Below are 23,767 nucleotides of genomic sequence, written 5' to 3'. Positions count from 1 at the left end.
ATTGACGACGTAATGTGTTCATAGTTTATATCGCACAACGCGAGTTTATTTGGTTTATTTATGTCAGATAACAAGAGTCACATTAATCATTTGCTTAGCAATGAGCAAAAATGGCAACACAGTTACGAGCAACCTATTTCTTATGCACCCCTTGTGCAATTGGCTAATAGTAATTGGGTGGTGCCACAGCATTTTTTACGTTACAAGCACACGCTTCAAAGCGTAAACGAAGTACTTGAGAGTATTGAATTTTCGGCTCACTTTAGAGTGCTTGCTGCACAAAAAGGTGAAGAAATTTACCTGCAAGTAGCAGTGCTGAGCCCTGATAACTACCAAAAAAGCGCATCTACTAATGAAGTCAAAGCTAAAAAACTATTATTTGGCAGACGCTGGATTGTAGAGGAAAACTTACCTACCTCAGAGCTTATTCAAACCGCATTTTTAGCGTTAAAAGTAGCGCGAGAACATGAAGTAAGAGAACTTTTCCAGTTAATGCAAAGCGGCGCAACAAGTACGCCATTTAATAACCATCACGACTTACCGGTAATGGCGCAAAACCCTGAACTTGTTAAAAGCGAAGCGGTTACAAGTAACGTTGATGAAGTGCTTAAACGTATTGTATTTGCAGGAAAAAGTATTGAGCTTAAAAGTCAGCAGCAAGTAGCCGAGCAACATTTATATACTGTTGAACTGTTGTGTGAGGATTGCCAGCTTAGCGAGTTTAATAAAAAAACAATTGCGTTTTTAACAGCAGACTCATCCGCTAATAGTTTTTTACACGGCTTAATTGCGGCATTGGTGGCCACAAGTAATGACTACGTAAACGAGCAGTTTAAATACAAAGGTTTTGCCCGCTTTAGTAAGCACGTTGCAGTTGAACAAATAGGTAACCTAAGTATCGCTATGCGCTCGCCAAGTACCGTAGGGCTTTGCTCTATGGGTAAGCAACATGCTAATCAGTTAAATTTTGAGATAGACAGTGGGCGAGCACCACAGGGCTGCGGGCAAGCTATTGGTGGGTTTTTAGCTGCTCACGGCATTGAGCAGCCAGAAAATGCGCATTTATATCCAAATTACTTATAACAACTTAAAGTTTATTAATTTCATCTTTAACGTTAAAGCTTGAATCAGTAACAATAGCCTCAAGTGTTTGTACACGCTCTTTTAATGCAAGCACTTGTGCGTTTGTTTCAGCTAGTTGTTTATGGGCATCGCTGTTGTTGTTTTGCATTTTATGCTTAAACTCAAGATGCTTTTTATACATATCGTAAACTACTCCTGAGCCAACCGAAATTAGCACAATAAGTACAATCATCGTAGTTCCAGACATAACCTCATTCCTTATCATTTTATTATTCGTTTATGGTTAAAGTATAACCTTTAAGCGCTTTTGATAAAGCTGACAATTGTAACTTAATTTGTATACTTTATTTAATTCAGCTTTGAGCGTGTTCATCATTTATACACTTCAGATATTGTTTAATAGCTACTTAAATAAACATATTTTAGTCAATACAGTGAGTTGCCATGTTAAATAATAAAATTCCACCGGTTATCGTTGTGCTGTTTTTTGCAGGCATAATGGCGCTTATTGCGCATTACAGTGTTATTGATTTCACCGCCTTTATTACCTACTTAGCAGCAAGTTTGGTCATTATTGGATGTGTTTTTTGTATTGCAGGGGTGGCGAGCTTTAAAATAGCAAACACCACAGTAAACCCAAATAAACCTGAGCAAGCGTCAAAACTTATTACGAGCGGCATTTATAAAATTTCGCGTAACCCAATGTATGTGGGTTTTGCATTTATTTTAGCAGGGTGGGGTGTTTGGTTAAGTTCCTTGTGGGCGCTTTTATGTATTATCGGGTTTATTGTGTATTTAACGTTTTTTCAAATAATACCCGAGGAGCGTGCGCTCACTAAATTATTTGGTGAAGAGTTTATCGCTTACAAAGCGCGCGTAAAACGCTGGCTGTAATCAATATCATTGACTTAAAACCTGACAAACAAAAAAGGCTATCGATGATAGCCTTTTTTTGTTTGCAGCAATTGTATTACTAATTAATTGCGGCTTATTCGTATTCTAACGGGTCTGTAATGTTATTTAGTGCAAATGCTTCAAGGCGTTCTTGGCACGCGCCACATTTACCACAGGCCTTTTCACGGCCGTTATAACAGGTCCACGTTTGGCTGTAATCTAAACCCATTTCAATACCGTCGGTTAAAATACCAATTTTAGTATTATTTAAATACGGGCTAAAAATTTCTACCGCGTCGTAGTTCGCAATACGACACACATCATCCATTTTTTGCACAAATTCAGGACGGCAGTCAGGGTAAATAGCATGATCCCCAGAATGAGCGCCGTAATAAACTTGGCTAGCTTTAAGTGATACCGCGTAACCAACAGCAAGCGAGAGCAAAATCATATTACGATTAGGTACAATCGTACTTTTCATGCTTTCTTCTTCGTAATGGCCTTCAGGCACATCAATATCATCAGTAAGTGATGAGCCACCAATAAGTTGGTTAATCGCCGAAATATCAACAATTTTATGTGGAACGTTTAATTTTTCACACACACTTGCCGCTACTTTAAGCTCTTTTACATGACGCTGACCATAGTCAAATGAAAGGGCATATACATCATGGCCTTGTTGCAGGGCTTTATTTAATACGGTAAATGAGTCCATACCGCCGGAATAAATAACAACTACTTTTTGCGTCATATCTGTTTTGCTCTTAGTTTTAATAGAGGTTTATATCAGGGCGCGATATACTACACGGCCGCAGCTTAAATAACAATTTTTGCACAGCGCTTTTTGGTTTTTTAATAGTAGCAATTTGGCTGCTAGGTAGTAAGTGAGATCTCTTTTGTACAAAATTAATGAAGTGTTTGAAACCATTCAAGGTGAAGCTAGCTTTACTGGCACACCCTCAATATTTTTACGTCTGCAAGGCTGCCCAGTAGGTTGCTCTTGGTGCGACACTAAGCAAACGTGGGATGTTGATAATGTATATAAAGTATCGCTGGATGAAACCGTAGAAAAAAAAGCCGACTCAGATCATTGGGCTAACGCCAGTGCAGAGCAAATTTTAGCGCTGTTTCAATCACGTGGTTACACCGCAAAGCATGTTGTAATTACTGGCGGCGAGCCATGCATGTTTGATTTAAATCCAGTATGTAACTTATTACATGAACACGGTTTTAGCACACAAATAGAAACCAGCGGCACGTTTGAAATACTCGCCCCAGAGCAAACATGGGTAACGGTATCGCCAAAAATCAATATGCGCGGCGGTTATGAAGTACTTACCAGCGCTATGAAGCGTGCCAACGAAATTAAACACCCCGTTGCGATGCAAAAGCACGTAGAAGAGCTAGAAGAATTATTTGCTAAAACAGGCGTTAATCCAAAGCTTGTTTATTTGCAGCCAATTAGCCAAAAAGTATCAGCAACCAAATTAGCAATCGACACCTGTATTGCCAAAAACTGGCGCCTATCAATACAAGTACATAAGTATTTAGGAATTAGTTAAAGCCAGCTTAAAGTTATATTACGTATGTTGGGTAGAGCGAAGCTAAACCCAACAAACCTCTACTTCCGCACCATTTTCTAATAACTTTTTATAATATTTAAATACGTGGATTGGATAAGCGAAGCACCACCCGACAACCCTAAAGCTCATATCTTCTTCGCTAATAGCCATAACTAGTTTACTATGCGCGACTTAAAAATATTCTACTACTTACCACTAGGCTTATATGTCCGCAAATGCGCTTTACACCGACCTTTCTGATTACTACGACTTAATGTGTGCAGATATTAATTATCAAGCCCAAAGCAATTCTATTCACAGGCTGCACCAAATTTTTGGTAATGGCGCGAACACCCATCTCGATTTAGCGTGTGGCACCGGCCCGCATGTGCGCCACTTTATTGATAACGGTTATAAAAGTAGTGGGCTTGATTTAAACCAGCCAATGCTAGATAAAGCAAAAACGCGTTGCCCAGAAGCGCAATTTTCATTGCAAAACATGAGTGAATTTAAGGTAACCGAGCACTTGGATTTAATTACCTGCTTTTTGTATTCAATCCATTACTGCGACGGCATTAATAAGTTAAAAGAATGCCTTGCCAGCGTACACAGCGCATTAAACGTAGGTGGAATATTTTGTTTTAACACGGTTGATAAAAACAAAATCGACAGCGATTCATTTGTAGAGCACACAGCAACAAGCGAAAATAGCTTCTTCACATTTCGTTCTGGCTGGCACTATAGTGGCAGCGGCAGTAAACAGTTATTAAAACTCAGCATAGAAAAAACCACCGCAGACAAAACACTCGTATGGCACGACGAGCACCCAATGGTCGCTTTTAGTTATACCGAGCTTAAAGAAGCCTTAAAACCGTACTTCGAAATCCACATATTTGAACATGACTACGACAAAATAACCCCATGGGCACAGCGCTCAGGCAACGCCATTTTTGTCTGCGTAAAAATTTAAGGCAAACACTCATCAAGAAGAGATAAAAGTTTGGGTAGAGCGCAGCGAAACCCAACGAGCTCCAACGAACCTCCAATACACACGGCCCAATAACCCCGCATTATATATTTGAAAACGTAGGTCGGATAAGCGAAGCGCCATCCGACACAGTAACCTATTTGAGTTTCGGCGCGTAAAATTCTGTATATTAATTTCAGTTTCATCGACTCTAAAATATATGCTACTTTCAAATAGTGGATTAAATAATGATAAAAGGAATTTAAAATGGAACTCTCTGCATCAATTCTTCTACTAATAATTACCATATTGATTTGTCTTGGTTGGTACAACCATACAAAAAATTTAAAAATACAGTTTAAAAAAAATATTAAGGCATTAACTGATTCTTTAGCTTTAGCGCGAGAAGAAGCTAAAAAGCAATCATTGAAAAATAAAGAACTAACTGAGAAATATAGCCCAATCATTCAAGCTGAAGCTTACTCTCAAACTTTATTAGATGAAGCGGAACTAAAAGCAAATGCTATAAAGCAAACTGCTGAAAATTTAGCTAATGAAGTTAAAAATGAATCTATTACTTTAAGTGAGTCATTAAAGGAACAAAGGTTAGAGGGGAGCTTAAGACTTCGAGAAGCGAAGGAAAAAGCAGAAAAAATTAGGTTGGATGCTAATCAAGAAGCTGACCGTATTACTTTATTCGCAGAGCAAAGGGCTAAAGAGATTGCGGGTGATGCTTATGAAGCGAAAGAAAAAGCTAATACCTACGAGCAAGCAATAAAAGCAATGCGAAATACCATCGAAGGCTATAAGGACGACTATATCATTCCTAATCACTCAGTTTTAGATGATTTAGCTGAGGATTTTGGTCATAAAGAAGCTGGAGCAGAGCTAAAGTCAATACGACAAAATATTAGACAAATGATAAAAGAAGGATTTGCTGGAGATTGTGACTATGTTGAACAACATAGAAAAACATATGCAATCCATTTTGTAGTAGATGCATTTAACGGGAAAGTAGATAGTGCTTTATCTAAAGTAAAACATGATAATTTTGGGAAAATAAACCAAGAAATACTAGATGCGTTCGCATTAGTTAACCACAATGGCGTTCCTTTTAGAAAAGCTAGAATTAATGAAAAATACCTTAATGCACGTTTAATCGAACTAAAGTGGGCTGTAGCTACAAGTGAATTAAAAAAAATCGAACGTGAAGAGCAAGCAGAAATTAAAGCTCAAATTAGGGAAGAAGAAAAGGCTCTAAGAGATATTGAGAAAGCAAAGAGAGAAGCCGAAAAAGAAGAACGCTTACTTCAGAAAGCTTTGAAAAAAGCACGAGAAGAACTTTCTACTGCAAATGATGAGCAGCGGGCCGATTATGAAGCGAAATTACTTGATCTAGAGAAACAATTAAAAGAAGCGGAAGATAAAGGTCAAAGAGCTATGTCGATGGCACAGCAAACCCGAAGAGGGCATGTATACGTAATAAGCAATGTAGGCAGTTTTGGTGAAGAGGTATTCAAAATTGGTATGACCCGAAGACTTGAGCCTATGGATCGTGTCAAAGAACTGGGCGATGCTTCTGTTCCTTTTTCCTTTGATGTTCATGCGATGATATTTAGTGAAGATGCGCCATCTTTAGAAAAAGAACTCCATCGCCGTTTTGATATTTACTCAGTGAATAAGATAAATTCAAGGAAAGAATTTTTCAAAACTACAATATCAGAAGTTAAGAAAGCTGTAGAGGGCAATGGGATTAAAGACGTTCATTGGACTTTAAAAGCTGAAGCTTCTGAGTACCGTGAGAGTTTAGCAATAGAGAAAAACTTACAATGTAATGCGGTTGCTTAACTATTTCTTATTTAGTTTCATGTATTAAGACAGAGTAGGTGAATTAGTTTTTCTCATCAATCTCTTTCCCGCAATTATAACAGTCGTTAGTTGGGAGCTTATAACTAGAAATAGAGCGCATTACTTGGTTTTTCTTACAGGCAGGGCAGGCGTAATTAATTACAGAGATTATAAGCGCAATAGCAAAAACAAAACTACCGATATAAAACGGGTTTGCGTAAAATTGCATACTTGGCTCTGAAAAGTTAAAACCGATAATACAGATGATTAAGGCAGTTAAATAAAGTTTAAATTTTAGGCTTTTATTCAAGATTTAAATATCCTATTGGCAAGGTGCTAATAATAAGTGTTTTGGCAGTTTTAACAAATTATTTACTCAATTACTATTTAAGTTTTTATATAGCGCAAATGTATAGGCATAAAAAAAGCGTTGCCCTTGAGTAACGCTTTTCTGTATTTGTCTAATAGCTGGTAGCTAACTTACTGTGCCGCTAGCTTATTCTGCAGCTAAATAGTCCAAAACTACTTGATGGTGATCTTTGGTTTTAAACTTATCAAATAGGTGTTTAATTTTACCGTCTTGGCCTACTAAAAACGTCAAACGGTGAATACCATCGTACTCTTTACCCATAAATTTTTTGTAGCCCCATACACCAAATGCTTCAGCAATAGCGTGGTCTTCATCGGCTAATAAATCAAAATTAAGCTCTTTTTTAGTTTCAAAGTTTTTAAGACGCTTAATTGGATCTGGGCTAATACCTACAACGCGTGTGTTAAATTTAGCAAGCTGTGCTTGCTCATCGCGTAGGTTTTCGGCTTGTACAGTACAGCCCGGCGTTGACGCTTTAGGGTAAAAGTACACAAGCACTTGTTGCTCTTTTAACAGCTCGCTTAATGTTACTGTTTCGTCGTTTTGGTTTTGTAGGCTAAAAGCGGGTGCAGTATCGCCAGCTTGTAATGGACTAATTGTGTTCATGTTTAGCATCCTTAACGAATTCGTTTAAAAATATAATCTACGTTTAGTGTGTGAGAAAGGCTCTCAAAACTAATTTTAAATTGATCTATATCTACATCAACAGGTATGTTGAATTCAAGTTCACAACGCATCTTTATGTTGTCTTCTTGGGAATAAGTGTCTGACTTAAGTGAGCAAATACTAATATTATTGTCGGCAAAAAAGCGCGTTACTTTGCTCAATGTGCCAGGGGTGTCTATGCCTGTGTATTCTAGTGTGTAACCTGCACAAAACTCGCTAGGAGTATGACTTGCTGTACGCTTCATCATGGTTAGCAGGCCAAGTTCCATGGCTTTAGTGGGCAGTACGTGCTCTATGCGGCTTATTGCCGACATGTCGCCGCTAAGTAGCATTATGAAGGTAAATTCGCAGCCTAAAATAGCAATACGGCTGTCAATAATGTTGCAGTGGCAATCGCTAACCAGTTGGGTTAGTTCACTTACTATACCGGGTCTGTCTTCGCCAATCGCTGTTAAAACAATTTGATGATTTGAAAATGCAGTCATGAGTTCAAATACCTTGTTACTTGGATTATATCAACCGAGTTGGCAACACCCAAAATACACACGAGAAGTTGCACGGCGGCGAAGTTTAACACAAAAAGGGCTCTAAACTACAGCACACGCTAATTAAGCGCTTTTAAAGTGCGGTGTTTCTTGTTTTTACTGGCACGGGAAAGTACCATAGCTAAAATTTGCTTATTTGCGCTTAGTTGCTTACTAAGTTGAAGTGCTGAACTTTATTGCATTTAGGCAGCCAAATAATAAATGTAAAGTTAATATTGATTTTACACTGAACCAAATCGGTATTACCCACTCATATATTTGTTAAAACAATTAAAGGGTATGCTAAGGAGAAATATCTGTGCAGTATTGGATCCCAAAAGCACTTGCAGTAAGTGTATTGGTAAGTTTATCAGGGTGTAGTGTATTTATTAATAAGGCACATGACGAACGTAACTATCGTACGCATGAGCCTGTAAAAGCACCAGCGTCGTTATCTCAACCAGCTCAAGACCCAGTTTATAAAATGGATGTAGGTCAATACGACAATAATCCTGAAGCTACAAATTACCGCCCACCGGCACAAGTATTAACAATTGCTAAAGGCAGTTGGGTAGAAGAGACAGATAAACAGGCGCGTATTTATTTTGATAAAAACGATGGCATTGCTGATTTAGATGAGTTTCTTTGGGATACGATTAAATCGGTCCTCGCTGATAATAATGCAGGAACTAGTAAAGAAGATAAGCTACTTGGTATTATTGAAACTGATTGGTACTCAATCATTAAAACCGAAGAAGGTTTTTGGTGGTGGGGCGATGAAGTTAACGATGATTTAGAAAAGTTTAGGTTCACTATTGAAGAAAAATCACATCAACGCACTGCGTCTTTACGTGTAGAGCTGATTGATTTCAAAGGTGATAAAACGCTAACAGACTTACTCAAGCAGCAGCTAGAAGTACGTGCGCTCAACCAAGTAGTGAGCGAGTTTGATTACCGTTACCGTCAACTTGAAGTTGATATGCGTAAACGCCAAGGTATTATTTCTCTTGAAATGGGCTTTGATAATAAAGGTAATGCAGCACTTGTAACTGAGCAATCTTACGACGCTGTGTTTGACCGTTTCTCTGGGTTTTTAGAGCGCTTGTCGTTCTCTATTGTTGAAATTAACCCAGATACGGGCTTAATTACTGCAGATTATACTAAACCAGAAACAAGCGTTTGGGATTCAATTTGGGGTGATGACGTAGCTCAACTACCTATTGATGAAGGCCAATACCAAATTTTAGTAAGCAAAACTAAAGAAGGCGGTACTAGCTTAACGTGGATGGATGATAAAGGCGAAACGCTTGAGCCAGGTACTATGAATGGTTTACAACAAGCATTAGAAGCAGCACTCATTCAGCGCGGCATTAAAATTTAAATAATAATAAGTTTTACCACAAAAAGAGCGCTATGCTCTTTTTGTGGTTTTTATAGGTTAAACAATATGTCTCAGCTACCTGAACGTTCACACTATACGTGGCGCACTTGGTTTACTTTTTTGGTTCCTTCGTTAATTGGTGTGTTTTTATTTATGACACCCATTAGTACTTCGCAAGGGATGACCATTCCTATTGCCGTTATGGCAAAAGCGGTTCAAGCAATGATGCTTGGCTCTGCTCAAGCAATTATTACCCTCATTATTTGTATTACAGGGGTTATTTCTGTAATTACTAAAGTGTTTAAACCCGCCGCTATATGTAACTCACCTTTGTTAAAGCATTTATTTGATGTGAGCTGGACATGGCTGGTGGTACGCTTATTTGGTATGGCGTTTGGTTTAATGACGTACTTAAGCCTAGGCAGCGAGATGATTACCTCGGCTAATACTGGCGCGCTGGTATTAAATGACTTATTGCCTGTGTTGTTTTCGGTATTTATTTTAGCGGGCTTATTACTGCCGCTATTAATTAACTTTGGTCTATTAGAGCTTGCTGGTACGTTAATGACCAAAGTAATGCGCCCTGTATTTGGTGTACCAGGTAGAAGCGCGGTTGACTGTACTGCATCGTGGTTAGGTGATGGCAGTGTGGGTATTTTGATGACTGCAAGGCAGTACGATCAAAAGCACTATACACAACGCGAAGCGGCTATTATTGGTACTACGTTTTCAGCGGTTTCAATTACATTTAGTTTAGTGGTGCTTGGGCAAGTTAAACTTGAATACCTATTTGCACCGTTTTACGCAACGGTATGTTTAGCCGGTATTGTTGCCGCTATTATTGTGCCGCGATTACCGCCACTGCGCTTTAAAAAAGACTTACTCATTGATGGCACTGAGCCAGATAGAGACGCTGAAACAATTCCGGGTCATAAAACTTTATTTGGCCATTCGTTAGATGTTGCACTAGCTAAAGCAGATAATTCAACGGGTGTTAAAGGCACTATAAAAGAGGGCGTACATAACGCGCTTGATATGGTGTTTGGTGTGTTACCTGTAGTTATGGCGGTAGGCACATTTGCACTGATCATTGCTGAGCATACGCCTATATTTCAGTATTTAGGTATGCCGTTTGTGCCATTTTTAGAGCTATTGCAAGTACCCGAAGCAGCCGCAGCGTCGCAAACTATTATGGTAGGCTTTGCTGATATGTTTATTCCGTCAATATTAGCTGCAGGAACTATCGAAAGTGATGTAACGCGCTTTATTATTGCCGCAATGAGTGTAACTCAGCTTATTTATATGTCTGAGGTAGGTGCACTTTTACTTGGCAGTAAAATACCGGTAAATATTTTAGAGCTATTTATTATATTTATTTTGCGAACGCTAATTACTTTACCTGTTATTGCGCTAATGGCGCATTGGCTAGTAGGCTAAATTAGCAAAAATATATTTAGCGAATTGGTATTATTGAAAAAGCCCTGATTGATCAGGGCTTTTTTGTGTCTGTTGTATTTTTTATATTGGCGTTGGGCTTTATAAACTCCTGTTTTGCAGAGAGTCTAATCAGCGCAATATTACCAATGATAATGGCAAAAACAACAGCGACAATAATTACAATATGCCAAGTTTGCATCGCAGTATCACCTAAACTTTAGTACGTTTAAGTGTGACCGCTTTGCGCTATAACAGCAATTAATTTACTCAAAAATACAATCAATAACGTTAAAAACGTCTCGCTACCGAAAGCGTTAAAAAGTTAAGCCCAGGGTTTGGCTCTTTAAAGCCTGCGTTTGAATAGTGAATAACGCGAAGGGCAACATTGGTGTGGCCAAAATCGGCTACAAGCCCTATGCGGTCTTCAAACTGGTAGTGAGTACTTATGTTTTTTCCGGCAAACTGCGTTTCATCAATCAGTGATACACCAATGCCTGCTTCTACATAAAATGGGGTGTTGTTAAAACTAAAAGCAGGAAATTGCAGTACAGGTGACATAGCAAGTACTAGGTTTGATTGTGTTTCATCGCCGTGGCGGTATTCCCACATGTTTACGCTGGTTTCAAAGTAAAAGCGTGCATCACCAATAATGTTTTGCATACCAGGTGCATGATACTGATACGCAAGCTTAACGCCGTTTACGTTACCTTCGCCTTTGAGAAAGTCAACGGCATAACCGTGGTCCGATTGAGCAAAAGCAAGCTTGCCAAAAAGTGAAACTACTAATACAAAAGAGATAATAAGTGTTTTAAGTGACGTTTTCATAGGTGCCAAATGTTTGTTTGATTTAAGTTGATAACTAAATGATAAGGGCGGCCTGTTAACAATTACAATGAGGACAAAATGCCGGTTGTATATGAGCTGTTAATGGAGTTTTCTAACTGCTTGAATTTATTTTATTTATTTGATTGGTGCTAATTGAGCATTAATAAGTTGCTTATTTGTGCCTTTTTTATTGCGTATAGTTCGCGTAAATTACAGCCATCTTAATCACACAGACATATACAATTATGAAACTCTTTAAACTATTCGTTTTAGCCACTGCTTTTTTTAGCAGTTCGTTATTTGCACAAGCTCAGCAATCACCAGATCAGTTACTTGAATCGGTAGCCGACAAGCTTTTTGCAGATATTGGCCAAGTAAACTCAAAAGGTACAGCCAGCAAAGACGCGATGGCTGCCATTGTTGAAAAACGTTTAATGCCACATATTGACGTTAAGTTTGTGTCGTTTAAATTATTAGGTAAACACATTAAAGGTATTGAGCGCGAGCAAGCTGTTCAATTTATAGATGCAGTAGAGCATTACTTAACAGGCACATACGCCGGTGCACTAATGAAGTATACGGGTCAAAAAGTAGTATTTGAGCGTAATAACGCAAAAAGTGACTCTGAGTACGCAACAGTTAATACGCAAATTATTGAGCCAAATGCGCCTACTATCGACTTAAGCTTTAAGCTTCGTTTAGGTAAAAACAATGAGTGGAAAGTATACGATATTGTTGCTGAAGGCATTTCACTATTAAGTGCTAAACAAAAAGAGATTATTCAACGCATTTCTGATGTGGGTTTAGAGCAAGTTATTAGCGAGTTAAAAAGTAAATAGACTATTTGTCTGGCTCTGATTAAGCCCAACTCCAACCTCAAAAACGGCCAATTACTTATGTACTTGGCCGTTTTTATATTTTTGCTAAGGACAATACCAATCCACAGTAATACTTAATCATTTAGAACAACTAAATAACGAAATTTTTGCCTTGCTATCACACGGTTTTCTACCTCAAAATAAATCACTTAATTAAGCGAATTGTTATAATCCTAAAGGATTGTTGTTATTGCGTAATTTTGCGCTAGCAGCAAAACAAAGGTGTGCTAGAATATCGGCACTTTGATTAAGCGTGGTGTCAGCTTAAAACTGATATAACTTACCACCCCCAAGCCACACTGGAGTTGTGTTGTTTTAATGGAAAATGTACTGATTTGGCCAAAGGAATACCCATTACTTATTAAAGGACTGGTAGAACAAAACGGTGCCTTTATTTTAGATGCTTTGGAAGCTTGGCCTGCTTGTCGTTCTACAAATGAAGACGATGGTGTATGCACCACCGTGCTGCCACCTATTTATTATTTGGCATGGCTAACCCCGCTGGAGCCATTTGAAGAATGTTACTTTCAACATATCTCTGAATATGACGAAGACGCACAAGCGTATATTAGTGCGGTTAAAAGCCATTACTACGATAATGAATACACCCCTGAAAGCTTAGTGCTTATGCTGTGCCAGCGCCTTGAAAAATACGCAAGCGTGGCTGCACAAAATACCATAGATACGCCACTGTCTTTAGTCGATTTATTTTTTAGTAAACGCTACTTCACCTTAATTGAGCATGCGTTAAATAATAAAAGTAAACTCTCGGCAAAGGACACATTAGCGCTTTGGAAAGAAGTTGATTTTAGAGAGCGCCTAAGTGCGTTTATTCCAGAGTCTATTGCTGATTTAGATACTCTCTCTGAACTTGCCAGCGAAAAAGTAGCTGCGGGTAAAGACTATTTTACGCTGCTGACGCAGGTTTCTCCTGATGTTGACTCTGTTGTTCTCTTAGAAAAAGCTTTGCTTACTCATTTACGTAAAAAAACAGCTAAGCAAACAATGGCTATGCGTTTTATTGAACAAGGCGCTACTGGTGTACTTGCTGATGAAAACAATAAAACAGCCTTTATGTGGGCCGCCGAAAAAGGCTTTGTAAATGTGGTTGAAACGCTACTTGCAAAGCAAGACAAAAAAGCGACAGATAACTTAGGTAATACTGCGCTTCATTATGCTGTGTTTGCTAAAAATGAGTCGTTAATGGTGCTGCTTATTAAAGCCGGATACGATTTTAGAGCACGTAATAAAGAAGGTTTAAGCTGTTACCGTTTAGCGGTGAGTATTAAAGCTAATAACTTAGTTAAATGTTTAGAGCGTGACTTTGGTATTAAAGAACTTTCGCCAGAAGGGCAGTTCGATCGCATTAAAAAAGTGCATGTGCTACATGCTATTGTGACTATATTGCTGCCTTTACAGTTGTTTTTCTTTTTTGATGAAACCCTCTCAATTAAAAGTGAGCTGACGCTGGGTTTAACTATGACTGCGGTGATTTGTTTTTTCTTTGCGACCACTTTAAAACGCTGTGCGCTATATCCACATATTAAACACCCTTGGGGTTTATTTGTGCTTAGAGGCTTTTCGTTTATTAGCTTAATTGCTCAAATAGGGTTGGCGAGTATTGTGGTGCTAGCTGCCTTGAGCGATTTAGTTTAGCTAGTTTTAAACAGTTAATAAAAAACGCGCTTAAAGTAATTTAAGCGCGTTTTTTTTGTATATAGCGTTTATGGTTAAGACTTATTTACCCTGCTCATTTGCTGCTTTTTCTTCAGCTAATTCTTCTTTAAGCTTACGGATTTTTAAACCTTGTTCTTGTCCGCGGTGTCTTGCGTAGTAAGTACAACCAATAAACATTGAAGAGGCAAATACAAGCTCTAACAACACCCAAATTAATTCATCTGGTGCTGCCCACAGCATGGTAAGACCGTGGATAAAATAAAGCATTACAATAAAGTTAGCCCACGCATAGGTGTATGTGTTGTCTTGAATTATGCCTCTTAGCGGCAGCAGTAAAGGAATGATAGGAAAAAACAATGACACCCAACTAGTATTACCGTCTAGAGGGGGTACAAAATACATCCACAAAGGAATCAGAATAAGTAAACCAACATAGCCAAATAGTGCTGCACGTTGAAATTTTACCGTAATCGGCTTTTTAGCTGGATTGTCAGCTGTAGTCATTTAAGTTTTCTCGCAATGTGAGTAAGGCGTTTACCAACGCTTTGGCATATTTTAATTTCGTCTTTGCTTAGCTGTGCACTATTAGCGCTGCCAGCGACGTGTGTTGCACCGTATGGTGTTCCACCGGTTTGTGTTGCAAGTAGTTCGGGCACATCGTACGGCACGCCCATAAGCATCATACCGTGGTGTAATAGTGGCAAAGATAAGTTAAGTAAGGTTGCTTCATTTCCACCATGCATACTACTTGATGACGAAAATACACACGCTGGCTTGTCGATTAATTGGCCTTTTAGCCACAAGTCGCTGGTGGTTTCCCAAAAGCTTTTTGCTTGAGAGGCCATCATGCCAAATCGAGTTGGTGTACCAAATGCTAAACCATCGCAATTTATTAAATCATCTTTGGTGATCACAATATCGTGCGCATTTTTAGCCACAAAGGTGCGAAGTAGTGCACTAGCACCTTGTTGCTCTATCGACTCTGCTATCTCGTGAGCCATCGCTTCAACTGAGCCATGGCTTGAGTGATAAAGCACCACAATGGTTGCACTCATTATAAAACGCTTAGTACGTTTTCTGGTGGACGACCAATCGCTGCTTTATTGTTATTAACTACGATAGGGCGTTCAATCAATTTTGGGTATTTAACCATAGCGTTAATAAGTGCATCCTCATTTGTTTCATCTTTCAAATTAAGCGCTTTGTAGTCATCTTCTTTTGTGCGCATCATTTCACGTACGGATGAAAAACCAAGTTGGATTACAAGCGTTGAAATTTGCTCGTGAGTAAGAGGGGTTTTTAAATACTCTACAACACTTGGCTCTATCGCTTTACTTTGCAGTAGCGCTAGCGTTTCGCGTGATTTAGAACAACGTGGGTTGTGGTAAATAGTAACAGACATAAAATGATTCCAAAGTGTGAATTGCGTCTATTTTAGGGTAAGCGCTTGCAGACTTAAAGTCTTGCAAGCTCTTTTTGTAAAAGTCGATACTGGGTAAGTAGTGCTTTTAAACGTTGTTGCTTTACAAGTTCGGTTGGCTCTACGAAGTTAAGTGCTTTTTGTACTTCGTCTGCGGCTTTTAAATAAGCACCGTATTGAGCCAATACATCGGCGTTCGCTTCGTGATATGAGGCTAATTTATCTTGTTTTTTATACGCATCAGCAAGAAGTTGCTTGCCTAGGTTATGATCTGGCTTTTCGAGTAAAAAACTCTTCAAAATATTTTCGGCTAGTTCATATTGCTCAGCTTCAAGTGCTGCGTTGGCATAGTTAAGCGTAATTACCTGATTGTTAGGGCGATACTGATTTAAATCGGCTAAAAATTTTACGGCTTCATCTGCCTTTTTTTGCGCGATGAGTAAATCGGTATGGGTATCTATATAAAATAGGTTTTTAGGATCGTTTTTTAAAAGCTCATCTAGTATTGGGGCTGCTTCATCAAGCTTTTTTTGATCAAGTAAGCTAATAGCTAAACCGTACTTTAAAGCGGTGTTATCGTAGCTATTTTCGCGTAGTCGTTTTCTAAATAGGTCTTCGGCGTTTTCTGGTTTGTTGTCGTAGCGCGCAAGCACGCGGCTTTTAGCTAAATTAAACTCAAGACTGGCACTCATATGACGCACAGGAAATTGCTCTGCACGCAAACGTACATCTGATACTCGGCTCTCTGGTAATGGGTGAGTAAGTAAAAACGCAGGTGGTTTATATTTATAACGAATTTGCGCGGCAAGTTTAGTTAAAAATTCGCTCGATGCACGAGCATCAAAGCCTGCATTGTTAAGCGTTTGCATGCCTATGCGGTCAGCTTCTTGCTCGGCTGAGCGACTATGCGTTAATTGACTAAAAGCTGATTGTGTTTGGCTGGCAGATATAATTGCAATACCCGCATCTGGTGCAACAACGGTTGCTAATATTCCGGCTATCATACCGGCAATAGTCAGCGCGCTGTTATCTTGTTGTTGTTGTATTCTTCGCGCTAAGTGGCGCTGTGTTACGTGAGCAATTTCGTGACCAAGCACTGAGGCAAACTGGCTCTCGTTATCGGCTTGAGCTATTAACCCGGTGTGTACACCTACATGCCCGCCATAAAATGCAAACGCATTTATTTCTGAGTTATTTATCCAAAAAAACGAAAACGGAAAACGTACATCGTTAGCATTAGCAACAAGTTTACGGCCAATAGTTGTGAGGTATTCATCAAGCACTGGGTCATTTATTACTGGTGATGAGCCTCGTATTTGCATCATCATTACTTCGCCAATGGCTTGTTCTTTTTCGAGTGGCAGTGCTTGTAATGCAGATGTTCCTAAATCAGGAAGCGTAAAGTTGGTTTGCGCTTTTAAAGGTTCGCTTATTAATAAGCTAAACGTAAGCGCAGCACTGCATAAAGTGATAAATGCTGATTTTAGCTGCATTTTATTCCTTGTTAATTTGTTCGCCAATTGCAATTTTGGCTATGTCTATTTCGTCACTGCTTGCGCGGCTGTCTTTTTCGCACAATTGGTATAGTTCTTTTATTGTGACTCCATCAAGCTTTACAACGTTCAATTCTCGCTGCAAAAAAGTAATAATTTTATGTACTACTTTGTGTGCATGTAAAATAATGGCTTTATCTGCTTTGTCGCCTCGTTCAAAATAAAAGCCAATAAACTTATGTAACTGACTTATTCTGATCAAGTTTTTCATTGAATGTGGGTCCCACACTCTAAACTCCATAAAGCGATTATTTTTTATGTATTGATCAACAATAACATCTTTAGCATAAGGCTGTGCCCATAGCTCAAAGCCTCTGTCGGTAAATACTTGGTGCAGCGCAATACGTGGCTTATGTTTGGTATGTATTTCACCTAAGTTATCTTCATAGCCTTCTAATAAATCTAAGTTCCAATTGCGTTTATCTAAAAGTTGTTTAACTGCATTGTCGAACCCATGATCTAAAATTCCTTCTGATTCGCTTATTGATGAGGCAACAAGGTGATAAAAAGGAGGTAGTTCGCCCCAATTAATCTGCTTTTTAAACCAATTAATCTCTTTGAGTGTTGGATTACTTGGTAGTTGCGCTTTATTATGCGTGCCAGGCATTAACTTATCCTTACTGCTAGTTATGTTATAAGGATAAACTATTGCAGGAATTGTTTTAACAAAAAGTTACAACGGTTTGAGTATATAAATACGTAGACCGTAAATATGCGACTTATTATTCATTTACTATACGGATAAAGTAGTTATGGTAGAGCGCGATTTAAAAGAGTTTGAGTGTCCTCAGCAATTTGTGCAGTTTAAGCTTGCGCTTCGAAGCGCACAGTCATCAAAACAACGCATCACTTTTAGTCTTAATAAAGGTGAAAGTGCGAACGACATTGAACGTTTTTTGCAAAAAAATGCTTATAGTTACAATTTTGATAAACAACGTGGGTTGTTATTAGTGGAGCCATTACATGTTTGAATACGTAAAAACATGGTACGAAAGGAAGTTCTCGGATCCTCATTCGTCTACCTTATTATTTTTATTATTGGTATCAGTTGCCTTACTTTACTTTTTTGGCGCGTTAATTGTTCCTGTGCTTGTTGCACTGGTTATCGCTTATTTACTAGATTGGCCGGTTGTTCATTTAGAGCGTGTTGGCTTAAAACGTTTTACTGCAACAATTATTGTAATGTTGATATTTATTAGCATTATGCTCACCCTTATTTTAGTTATTGGCCCAGTGCTTTGGAAGCAAACCAGTAACTTAGTGCAAGAAACACCGCATATGCTAGAGCAGGGGAAGTCTTATTTAATGGCTTTACCTGAACAATACCCAAGTTTAATTAATATAGAACAAGTACAAGCAATTGTTGCAACCGTAGAAGCTAAAATTATTGAGTTTGGTCAAGCGGTATTATCGTTTTCACTTACGTCTTTAAAAGATGTTGTTGCTTGGCTTATATATTTGGTACTTGTGCCATTACTGGTGTTTTTTATGCTTAAAGATAAGCTGGAGCTGACAGGGAGTATAGCTAAACTGATCCCGCAGCAACGACGCTTGATTTTACAAGTGTGGAACGAAATGAACCAACAAATTATGAATTACATTCGCGGTAAAGTATTCGAAATTTTAATTGTTGGTGGTGTGTCTTTCATTGCATTTACTGTTTTAGATTTGCGCTATGCAGCTTTACTTGGTGTGCTTGTTGGCTTTTCGGTATTAATTCCATTTATTGGCGCGGCACTCGTCACTATTCCGGTAGCGGCAGTTGCACTGTTTCAGTTTGGATTAGAAACGCAGTTTTGGACCATTTTAATTATTTATGGAATTATTCAGGCGCTTGATGGCAATGTACTTGTACCGCTGTTGTTTTCTGAGGCAGTTGATTTAAATCCGGTATTTATAATTGTCGCGGTATTGTTTTTTGGTGGCTTATGGGGGTTTTGGGGCGTATTTTTTGCCATCCCGTTGGCCTCATTAGTAAAAGCGCTAATAACAGCTTGGTCGTCAACGCACGAAGAGATCAGCAAAGAGCTCAGTGAATAGTTAAGCAAACAGACTTTTAGTTTAAAAAAGCATAGTAAACGCACCTCTAGTGCTAATTGATTATTACTCATTACCTGTAAATTTATGTACTATTGGTAATAAGATATATTTTTTAGTAATAAGGTGCGTTTTTTAATGTCTGAGTTTTTATTGCACGATGAGCCAGTAAAACAAGTTTACCTTGATGCAAATGCAACGACCCCTGTGTTGCCTTGTATTGCTGATGTTGTTTCTCATACCATGCAAATATGTTTTGGTAATCCTTCAAGCCCGCACATCACAGGTATTCAAGCCAAGCATTTATTAGAACAAACACGTCAAAAGGCACGCACGGTTATTGGCGCAACTAATGGCGATATCCTATTTACCTCTGGTGCAACGGAGGGTATTCAAACTGCGGTGGTTTCTACATTAATTAATGCTAAAAAGCAGTCTATTAAAAAACCTGTATTATTATATGGCGCAACTGAGCATAAAGCGGTGCCAAATACACTTAAACATTGGAATAGCGTACTTGACGTTAATGCTCAGGTGCTTGCTATTCCGGTTGATAGCAACGGTATTTTAGATTTAGATTTTATCGCAGAGCATATTAATAACGCTTTGATGATTTGCACCATGGCCGTTAATAACGAAACCGGTGTATATCAAGATTTACCCGCTATAGAGCAGGTAATTCGTAGCCGTAACAAAAATGTATCGTGGATGGTGGATTGCGTGCAGGCACTCGGTAAACAAGCGCTCGCACTGAGTAATACAACTATTGATTACGCTCCTTTTTCGGGGCATAAGCTTTACGCACCTAAAGGTATTGGCTTTTTATATATTCGTAGTGGCAGTGCGTACACACCTTTTATAGCGGGTGGCGGTCAAGAAAGTGGAATGCGCTCAGGCACCGAAAATCTACCCGGTATTGCAGGGTTAAACAAACTATTTAGTATGTTGCTTGATAAATCAGACGATACATTTAAACCAATTAGCATACTTAACTCTTATCGAAGCCAGTTACAAAGCGCGATAAAAGACACCTTTGGCGATATTACATTCAATCATGATTTTGCTTATAGCGTGCCTACCACACTTAACTTTGCGGTAAACGATTTAACGAGCAAAGAAGTGATTGATTTATTTGATGCTGCGGGCATTCGCGTAAGTGGTGGCTCGGCTTGTAGTACAGGCGCATCAACAAGTTTTGTTTTAGATGCAATGGGTGCAAGTAAGTGGCAAAGTGAAAATGCGATTAGGCTATCGTTTGGACCTGCTGCAACACAACACGATATTGATGATGCTTGTGTGCGTATTCGCGCTCTTAAAGCAATACTTCAGGCTAACTGTTTAATTGTATCTGATAGCACTACACCACAACAAGAAGTGTGCGCACTTGGCCTTACTCAGTTTAGGCACCAAGGAGCATGTAGTTGGCTTTATGTAAGCGATGATAAGCGCGCAGTTATAATAGACCCGATTGTTGAGCTTATTCCGCGCTTTGAAAAAATAGCCAATACACAAAACTTAACTATATCAGCGGTGCTTAATACTCATCTGCATCAAGAGCGAGAGTCAGCGACTAATTTATTAACCAGCGTTCTTGCATCAAGAGTTGTAAAAGGTGAGGTTGATGCTTTAGGTTGGCCACTAAATGCAGAAAGTATTAGCTTAGCAAATGACGTACTTGAAAAAATATCGACACCTGGGCACAGCAAAGATAGCGTAAGTTATTTATTAAAAAATAGTAATGGCGAAACGCGTTATTGTTTTTGTGGTGATTTAATTTTGCCTGCAGGGCTTGGCAATACATCGCTTATAGGTGGGGATGCAAAAGCAATGGCACGCTCTATTTTAGCAATAAGCGAGCAACTTAATAGCACCAGCATTATTTGCTCAGGGCACGACTACCAACAATGTTTTGCCATGAACTGGGTTGTACAACAAAACCAAACGCCATTACTCAATGCGTTAGTAAGCGGCAGTATTTCAGTTGATGAATTTACAATACAAAAGCAGCAGTACGACGCTTCAAAGCAAGTAAATAACACGCAATTGTGTGGTTATGTAAATGCATTGCCTGAGATTGATACACAGCAATTAAATTTTGATGACGCTAAAGCAATGTTAAACACCAGCGATGTGTATTTAATAGATACTCGGGAGCCGTATGAACATGGAGCAAATAATGTTGCTCAGTTATTTAATACACTTGATGAAAAAACATTAAATATACCGCTTAGCAGAATGGCAAATGCGGTATTTGAAGGGCAGTTAAGTAAAAATAACAAATATATTTTATTATGCCGCAGTGGTAACCGCTCAAAGATTGCTGCGAGCAATTTAATGCAGCTAGGGTACAAAACTGTTTATAACCTAAGTGGTGGGCTAGCGCTTAGTAATTAAGCAAAGATTGTAATTTATACAAAATCGGCTTTATAGCCGATTTTTTGTTTTTAAGGTTTATTTGTTTGCAAGGCAAACAATTACAGTAATTAGTGAATAACTATGAAAAGTAATTAGCAGCGCTTATAAAAATTCATTAATATTTCATTTTGATTGATTAAGCTATGCCGTTGCCTTTAAAATTACAGGTAAATTAATTTATAAAATTTTTATGATACCGGTGTCAAAAGCTAAAAATTGCGTTATCATCTGCACATAAAATTATAAAAACAGCACTTTTTTTGCATTTTTAGTTATACTATTTGCGCTTTAATTTAGTGTGAATAAGTAGTATTAAGAGTTTTGCTTTTATAAAAAACATTTTTAAATCAATTGATTGAAAAAAATAGAGGATATTTCCATGTCTAACCGAACGCAACTAGCAAGTTGGCAAGCACTAGAACAAAGTGCAGCTAAGATGAAACAAACACATCTAAAAACGTTATTTGCACAAGATGACACGCGCTTTTCTCAGTTTTCTACTCAAGTACCAGGCGTATTATTCGACTATTCTAAGCAACTTATTGATAACGATGTTTTTGCTAACTTAATGTCGCTTGCTAAAGAATGCGATATTGCATCGTGGCGCGATAAAATGTTTAGCGGTGAAAAAATAAATATCACTGAGGATCGCTCAGTTTTGCATACGGCACTTCGTAATCGTGCTCACACTCCATTAATTGTTGATGGCGAAAACGTGACACAAGACGTAGACAACGAGTTAGCTAAAATTAAAGTGTTTGTAGAAAAAGTTCGTAGCGGTAAATGGTTAGGCTATACCGGCAAAGCGGTAAAAGATGTTGTAAGTATTGGTGTTGGTGGCTCTAACCTTGGTCCACAAATGGCAACTGAGGCATTAAAAGCACTTGCTGATGATACGTTAAATGTTCACTACGTATCTAATGCTGACGGTGTACAGATTTCGTCTATATTAAAAGCCATTGACCCTGAAACAACATTATTTGTTATTTCGTCAAAAACATTTACTACGTCAGAAACCATGACAAACGCTAAAACTGCGGTTGACTGGTTTTTACAAACAACAAAAGATGAAAGTACAATTGCAAAGCATTTCGTTGCAGTAAGTACAAATTTAGAAAAAACGGCAGCCTTTGGTATCAGCGACGAAAACGTATTCACTATGTGGGATTGGGTTGGCGGTCGCTTTTCACTTTGGAGTGCGATAGGCTTACCAATTGCTTTATATTTAGGCTATGACGCCTTTGAAGCAATTTTAGAAGGCGCGTTTGAAATAGACGAGCACTTTAAATCTGCGCCGTTTGAGCAAAATATACCATTAATTATGGCATTGCTTAGTGTATGGAATACGAGCTTTTTGGGCTACACAGCGCAAGCTATATTACCGTACGACCAAGCACTGCATATGTTGCCTGCTTATTTACAGCAAGGCGAAATGGAAAGTAACGGTAAACACGTTAACTTTGCCGGCGAAACGGTACCTTATACTACAGTTCCAATTATTTGGGGTATGACGGGTATTAATGGCCAGCACGCATTTTATCAGTGTTTACACCAAGGTAATGTAATTGTACCTGCAGATTTTATTGCATCAGTTAAGCCACAAGTGAATGTTGATAAGCATCACGATATTTTATTATCAAACTTCTTTGCACAAACAGAAGCGATGATGAGTGGTGTAGATGCAGCGCAAGTTACAGCTGATTTAACCGCTAAGGGTAAATCGCAAGCAGAGATTGATGAGTTATTAAACCATAAAATTCATCAAGGCAATCGTCCTACAACGTCTATGCTATTAGATACAGTAGATGCTAAAACAGTGGGCCGTTTAATTGCACTGTATGAGCATAAGATATTTTGCCAAGGCATTATTTTAGAAATATGTTCGTTTGACCAATGGGGTGTAGAGCTGGGTAAAGGTTTAGCATCTAAAATTGAGAGTGAACTCACTGATGATAGCGTGAAACACGCTCATGATAGTTCTACAAACGGCTTAATGGCGTACTACAAACAAAACCGTACGCAGTAAAAAATTCGCTTACGCAAGTAAGTAAACCGAGTACCTTTGAACGGGTAGCGCTGGAGTGCTTAGGGTCTGTATTTTTGTGAGAGGAGATACAGGGCCCCTAAGGCTCATTTAATAAGCGCAATGATAAACAATAATAATAAATCATCGATACAGAACAATTCAGCAGGCTTTTATTTAAATACAGCTATAAAAGCCATCTAATCT

25 protein-coding genes are annotated in these 23,767 nt (G+C 38.6%); 13 read left to right on the top strand and 12 right to left on the bottom strand.

Features of this window, described 5'->3' with window-relative positions; genetic code table 11:
- The first annotated feature begins 60 nt into the window (after positions 1-60).
- Positions 61-1,083, top strand: a complete 1,023-nt coding sequence (locus tag JG479_RS10305; RefSeq protein WP_138489353.1) for a hypothetical protein — start codon at positions 61-63, stop codon at positions 1,081-1,083.
- Between the two features lie 4 nt (positions 1,084-1,087).
- Here the strand turns inward: JG479_RS10305 and JG479_RS10300 are convergent, their stop codons facing one another.
- The gene (locus JG479_RS10300) at positions 1,088-1,330 is read right to left on the bottom strand and encodes a hypothetical protein (RefSeq protein ID WP_010553668.1); all 243 of its coding nucleotides are present in this window, start codon (positions 1,328-1,330) and stop codon (positions 1,088-1,090) included.
- A gap of 197 nt (positions 1,331-1,527) precedes the next feature.
- Between JG479_RS10300 and JG479_RS10295 the strand changes: the two genes are divergently transcribed.
- The gene (locus JG479_RS10295; protein ID WP_200219150.1) at positions 1,528-1,977 is read left to right on the top strand and encodes a methyltransferase family protein; all 450 of its coding nucleotides are present in this window, start codon (positions 1,528-1,530) and stop codon (positions 1,975-1,977) included.
- Positions 1,978-2,071: 94 nt separating this feature from the next.
- Here the strand turns inward: JG479_RS10295 and queC are convergent, their stop codons facing one another.
- Positions 2,072-2,728: a 7-cyano-7-deazaguanine synthase QueC gene (gene queC, locus JG479_RS10290; protein WP_002960416.1), complete on the bottom strand. Its 657-nt coding sequence runs from the start codon at positions 2,726-2,728 to the stop codon at positions 2,072-2,074.
- A 145-nt stretch (positions 2,729-2,873) separates the two neighbouring features.
- Here queC and queE point away from each other — a divergent pair, with 145 nt between their 5' ends.
- The 3 genes from queE to JG479_RS10275 all read left to right on the top strand — a co-directional run bounded on the left by queE (position 2,874) and on the right by JG479_RS10275 (position 6,354).
- The gene (queE, locus tag JG479_RS10285) at positions 2,874-3,539 is read left to right on the top strand and encodes a 7-carboxy-7-deazaguanine synthase QueE (RefSeq protein WP_024591014.1); all 666 of its coding nucleotides are present in this window, start codon (positions 2,874-2,876) and stop codon (positions 3,537-3,539) included.
- A 226-nt stretch (positions 3,540-3,765) separates the two neighbouring features.
- Positions 3,766-4,509, top strand: coding sequence for a class I SAM-dependent DNA methyltransferase (locus JG479_RS10280; protein ID WP_182716758.1), 744 nt, complete (start codon positions 3,766-3,768; stop codon positions 4,507-4,509).
- A gap of 264 nt (positions 4,510-4,773) precedes the next feature.
- The gene (locus JG479_RS10275; protein WP_138489351.1) at positions 4,774-6,354 is read left to right on the top strand and encodes a DUF4041 domain-containing protein; all 1,581 of its coding nucleotides are present in this window, start codon (positions 4,774-4,776) and stop codon (positions 6,352-6,354) included.
- A 43-nt stretch (positions 6,355-6,397) separates the two neighbouring features.
- Here the strand turns inward: JG479_RS10275 and JG479_RS10270 are convergent, their stop codons facing one another.
- From JG479_RS10270 to JG479_RS10260, 3 genes are all read right to left on the bottom strand, one after another.
- Positions 6,398-6,583 carry a hypothetical protein gene (locus JG479_RS10270; protein ID WP_234047849.1) on the bottom strand — a complete coding sequence of 62 codons (186 nt, stop codon included), beginning with the start codon at positions 6,581-6,583 and terminating at the stop codon, positions 6,398-6,400.
- 267 nt (positions 6,584-6,850) lie between these two features.
- A complete protein-coding gene (gene bcp / locus JG479_RS10265) occupies positions 6,851-7,330 on the bottom strand; it encodes a thioredoxin-dependent thiol peroxidase (RefSeq protein WP_002963124.1) in 480 nt (159 codons plus the stop codon).
- An 11-nt stretch (positions 7,331-7,341) separates the two neighbouring features.
- Positions 7,342-7,875, bottom strand: a complete 534-nt coding sequence (locus JG479_RS10260) for a glycine cleavage system protein R (protein WP_007583906.1) — start codon at positions 7,873-7,875, stop codon at positions 7,342-7,344.
- 358 nt (positions 7,876-8,233) lie between these two features.
- Here JG479_RS10260 and bamC point away from each other — a divergent pair, with 358 nt between their 5' ends.
- A complete protein-coding gene (gene bamC / locus JG479_RS10255; RefSeq protein WP_200219145.1) occupies positions 8,234-9,295 on the top strand; it encodes an outer membrane protein assembly factor BamC in 1,062 nt (353 codons plus the stop codon).
- 66 nt (positions 9,296-9,361) lie between these two features.
- On the top strand, positions 9,362-10,732 hold the full coding sequence (locus JG479_RS10250) for a YjiH family protein (protein WP_138489349.1): 1,371 nt from the start codon (positions 9,362-9,364) through the stop codon (positions 10,730-10,732).
- 52 nt (positions 10,733-10,784) lie between these two features.
- On the opposite strand, the gene JG479_RS10245 is transcribed toward JG479_RS10250, so the two are convergent.
- Positions 10,785-10,931 carry a DUF2897 family protein gene (locus JG479_RS10245; protein ID WP_076914920.1) on the bottom strand — a complete coding sequence of 49 codons (147 nt, stop codon included), beginning with the start codon at positions 10,929-10,931 and terminating at the stop codon, positions 10,785-10,787.
- A gap of 89 nt (positions 10,932-11,020) precedes the next feature.
- Positions 11,021-11,557: an acyloxyacyl hydrolase gene (locus JG479_RS10240; RefSeq protein WP_138489347.1), complete on the bottom strand. Its 537-nt coding sequence runs from the start codon at positions 11,555-11,557 to the stop codon at positions 11,021-11,023.
- A gap of 245 nt (positions 11,558-11,802) precedes the next feature.
- Here JG479_RS10240 and JG479_RS10235 point away from each other — a divergent pair, with 245 nt between their 5' ends.
- Positions 11,803-12,396, top strand: a complete 594-nt coding sequence (locus JG479_RS10235; RefSeq protein ID WP_024595677.1) for an MlaC/ttg2D family ABC transporter substrate-binding protein — start codon at positions 11,803-11,805, stop codon at positions 12,394-12,396.
- A 357-nt stretch (positions 12,397-12,753) separates the two neighbouring features.
- Positions 12,754-14,091, top strand: coding sequence for an ankyrin repeat domain-containing protein (locus JG479_RS10230; RefSeq protein WP_039487320.1), 1,338 nt, complete (start codon positions 12,754-12,756; stop codon positions 14,089-14,091).
- 81 nt (positions 14,092-14,172) lie between these two features.
- Here the strand turns inward: JG479_RS10230 and JG479_RS10225 are convergent, their stop codons facing one another.
- From JG479_RS10225 to JG479_RS10205, 5 genes are read right to left on the bottom strand one after another with little or no spacing between them, the layout of a single operon-like run.
- Positions 14,173-14,616 carry a DUF2069 domain-containing protein gene (locus JG479_RS10225; RefSeq protein WP_200219136.1) on the bottom strand — a complete coding sequence of 148 codons (444 nt, stop codon included), beginning with the start codon at positions 14,614-14,616 and terminating at the stop codon, positions 14,173-14,175.
- Entirely contained in the window at positions 14,613-15,167 is a 555-nt protein-coding gene (gene wrbA, locus JG479_RS10220) for an NAD(P)H:quinone oxidoreductase (RefSeq protein ID WP_002961459.1), read from the bottom strand. Before wrbA ends, JG479_RS10225 begins: the two co-directional genes overlap by 4 nt.
- Positions 15,167-15,514 carry an arsenate reductase (glutaredoxin) gene (gene arsC, locus JG479_RS10215; RefSeq protein ID WP_024595681.1) on the bottom strand — a complete coding sequence of 116 codons (348 nt, stop codon included), beginning with the start codon at positions 15,512-15,514 and terminating at the stop codon, positions 15,167-15,169. Before arsC ends, wrbA begins: the two co-directional genes overlap by 1 nt.
- A 53-nt stretch (positions 15,515-15,567) precedes the next feature.
- Positions 15,568-17,025: a M48 family metalloprotease gene (locus JG479_RS10210; RefSeq protein ID WP_039487326.1), complete on the bottom strand. Its 1,458-nt coding sequence runs from the start codon at positions 17,023-17,025 to the stop codon at positions 15,568-15,570.
- A 1-nt stretch (position 17,026) separates the two neighbouring features.
- Complete coding sequence (locus tag JG479_RS10205) at positions 17,027-17,692, bottom strand: hypothetical protein (RefSeq protein WP_024597628.1); 666 nt, start codon at positions 17,690-17,692, stop codon at positions 17,027-17,029.
- Between the two features lie 145 nt (positions 17,693-17,837).
- Here JG479_RS10205 and JG479_RS10200 point away from each other — a divergent pair, with 145 nt between their 5' ends.
- From JG479_RS10200 to pgi, 4 genes are all read left to right on the top strand, one after another.
- Positions 17,838-18,056, top strand: a complete 219-nt coding sequence (locus tag JG479_RS10200; RefSeq protein WP_200219134.1) for a hypothetical protein — start codon at positions 17,838-17,840, stop codon at positions 18,054-18,056.
- A complete protein-coding gene (locus JG479_RS10195; RefSeq protein ID WP_024606584.1) occupies positions 18,049-19,125 on the top strand; it encodes an AI-2E family transporter in 1,077 nt (358 codons plus the stop codon). Before JG479_RS10200 ends, JG479_RS10195 begins: the two co-directional genes overlap by 8 nt.
- 135 nt (positions 19,126-19,260) lie before the next feature.
- The gene (locus tag JG479_RS10190) at positions 19,261-21,516 is read left to right on the top strand and encodes an aminotransferase class V-fold PLP-dependent enzyme (protein ID WP_200219131.1); all 2,256 of its coding nucleotides are present in this window, start codon (positions 19,261-19,263) and stop codon (positions 21,514-21,516) included.
- Between the two features lie 400 nt (positions 21,517-21,916).
- A complete protein-coding gene (gene pgi, locus JG479_RS10185; protein WP_200219129.1) occupies positions 21,917-23,563 on the top strand; it encodes a glucose-6-phosphate isomerase in 1,647 nt (548 codons plus the stop codon).
- Positions 23,564-23,767: the final 204 nt, after the last annotated feature.

Origin of the sequence: Pseudoalteromonas sp. LC2018020214, from assembly GCF_016598755.1 — a bacterium.
Lineage (GTDB): Bacteria > Pseudomonadota > Gammaproteobacteria > Enterobacterales > Alteromonadaceae > Pseudoalteromonas > Pseudoalteromonas distincta.
The sequence above is the reverse complement of the archived record's forward strand: the minus strand, read 5'-3'. Positions and strand labels throughout refer to the sequence as shown.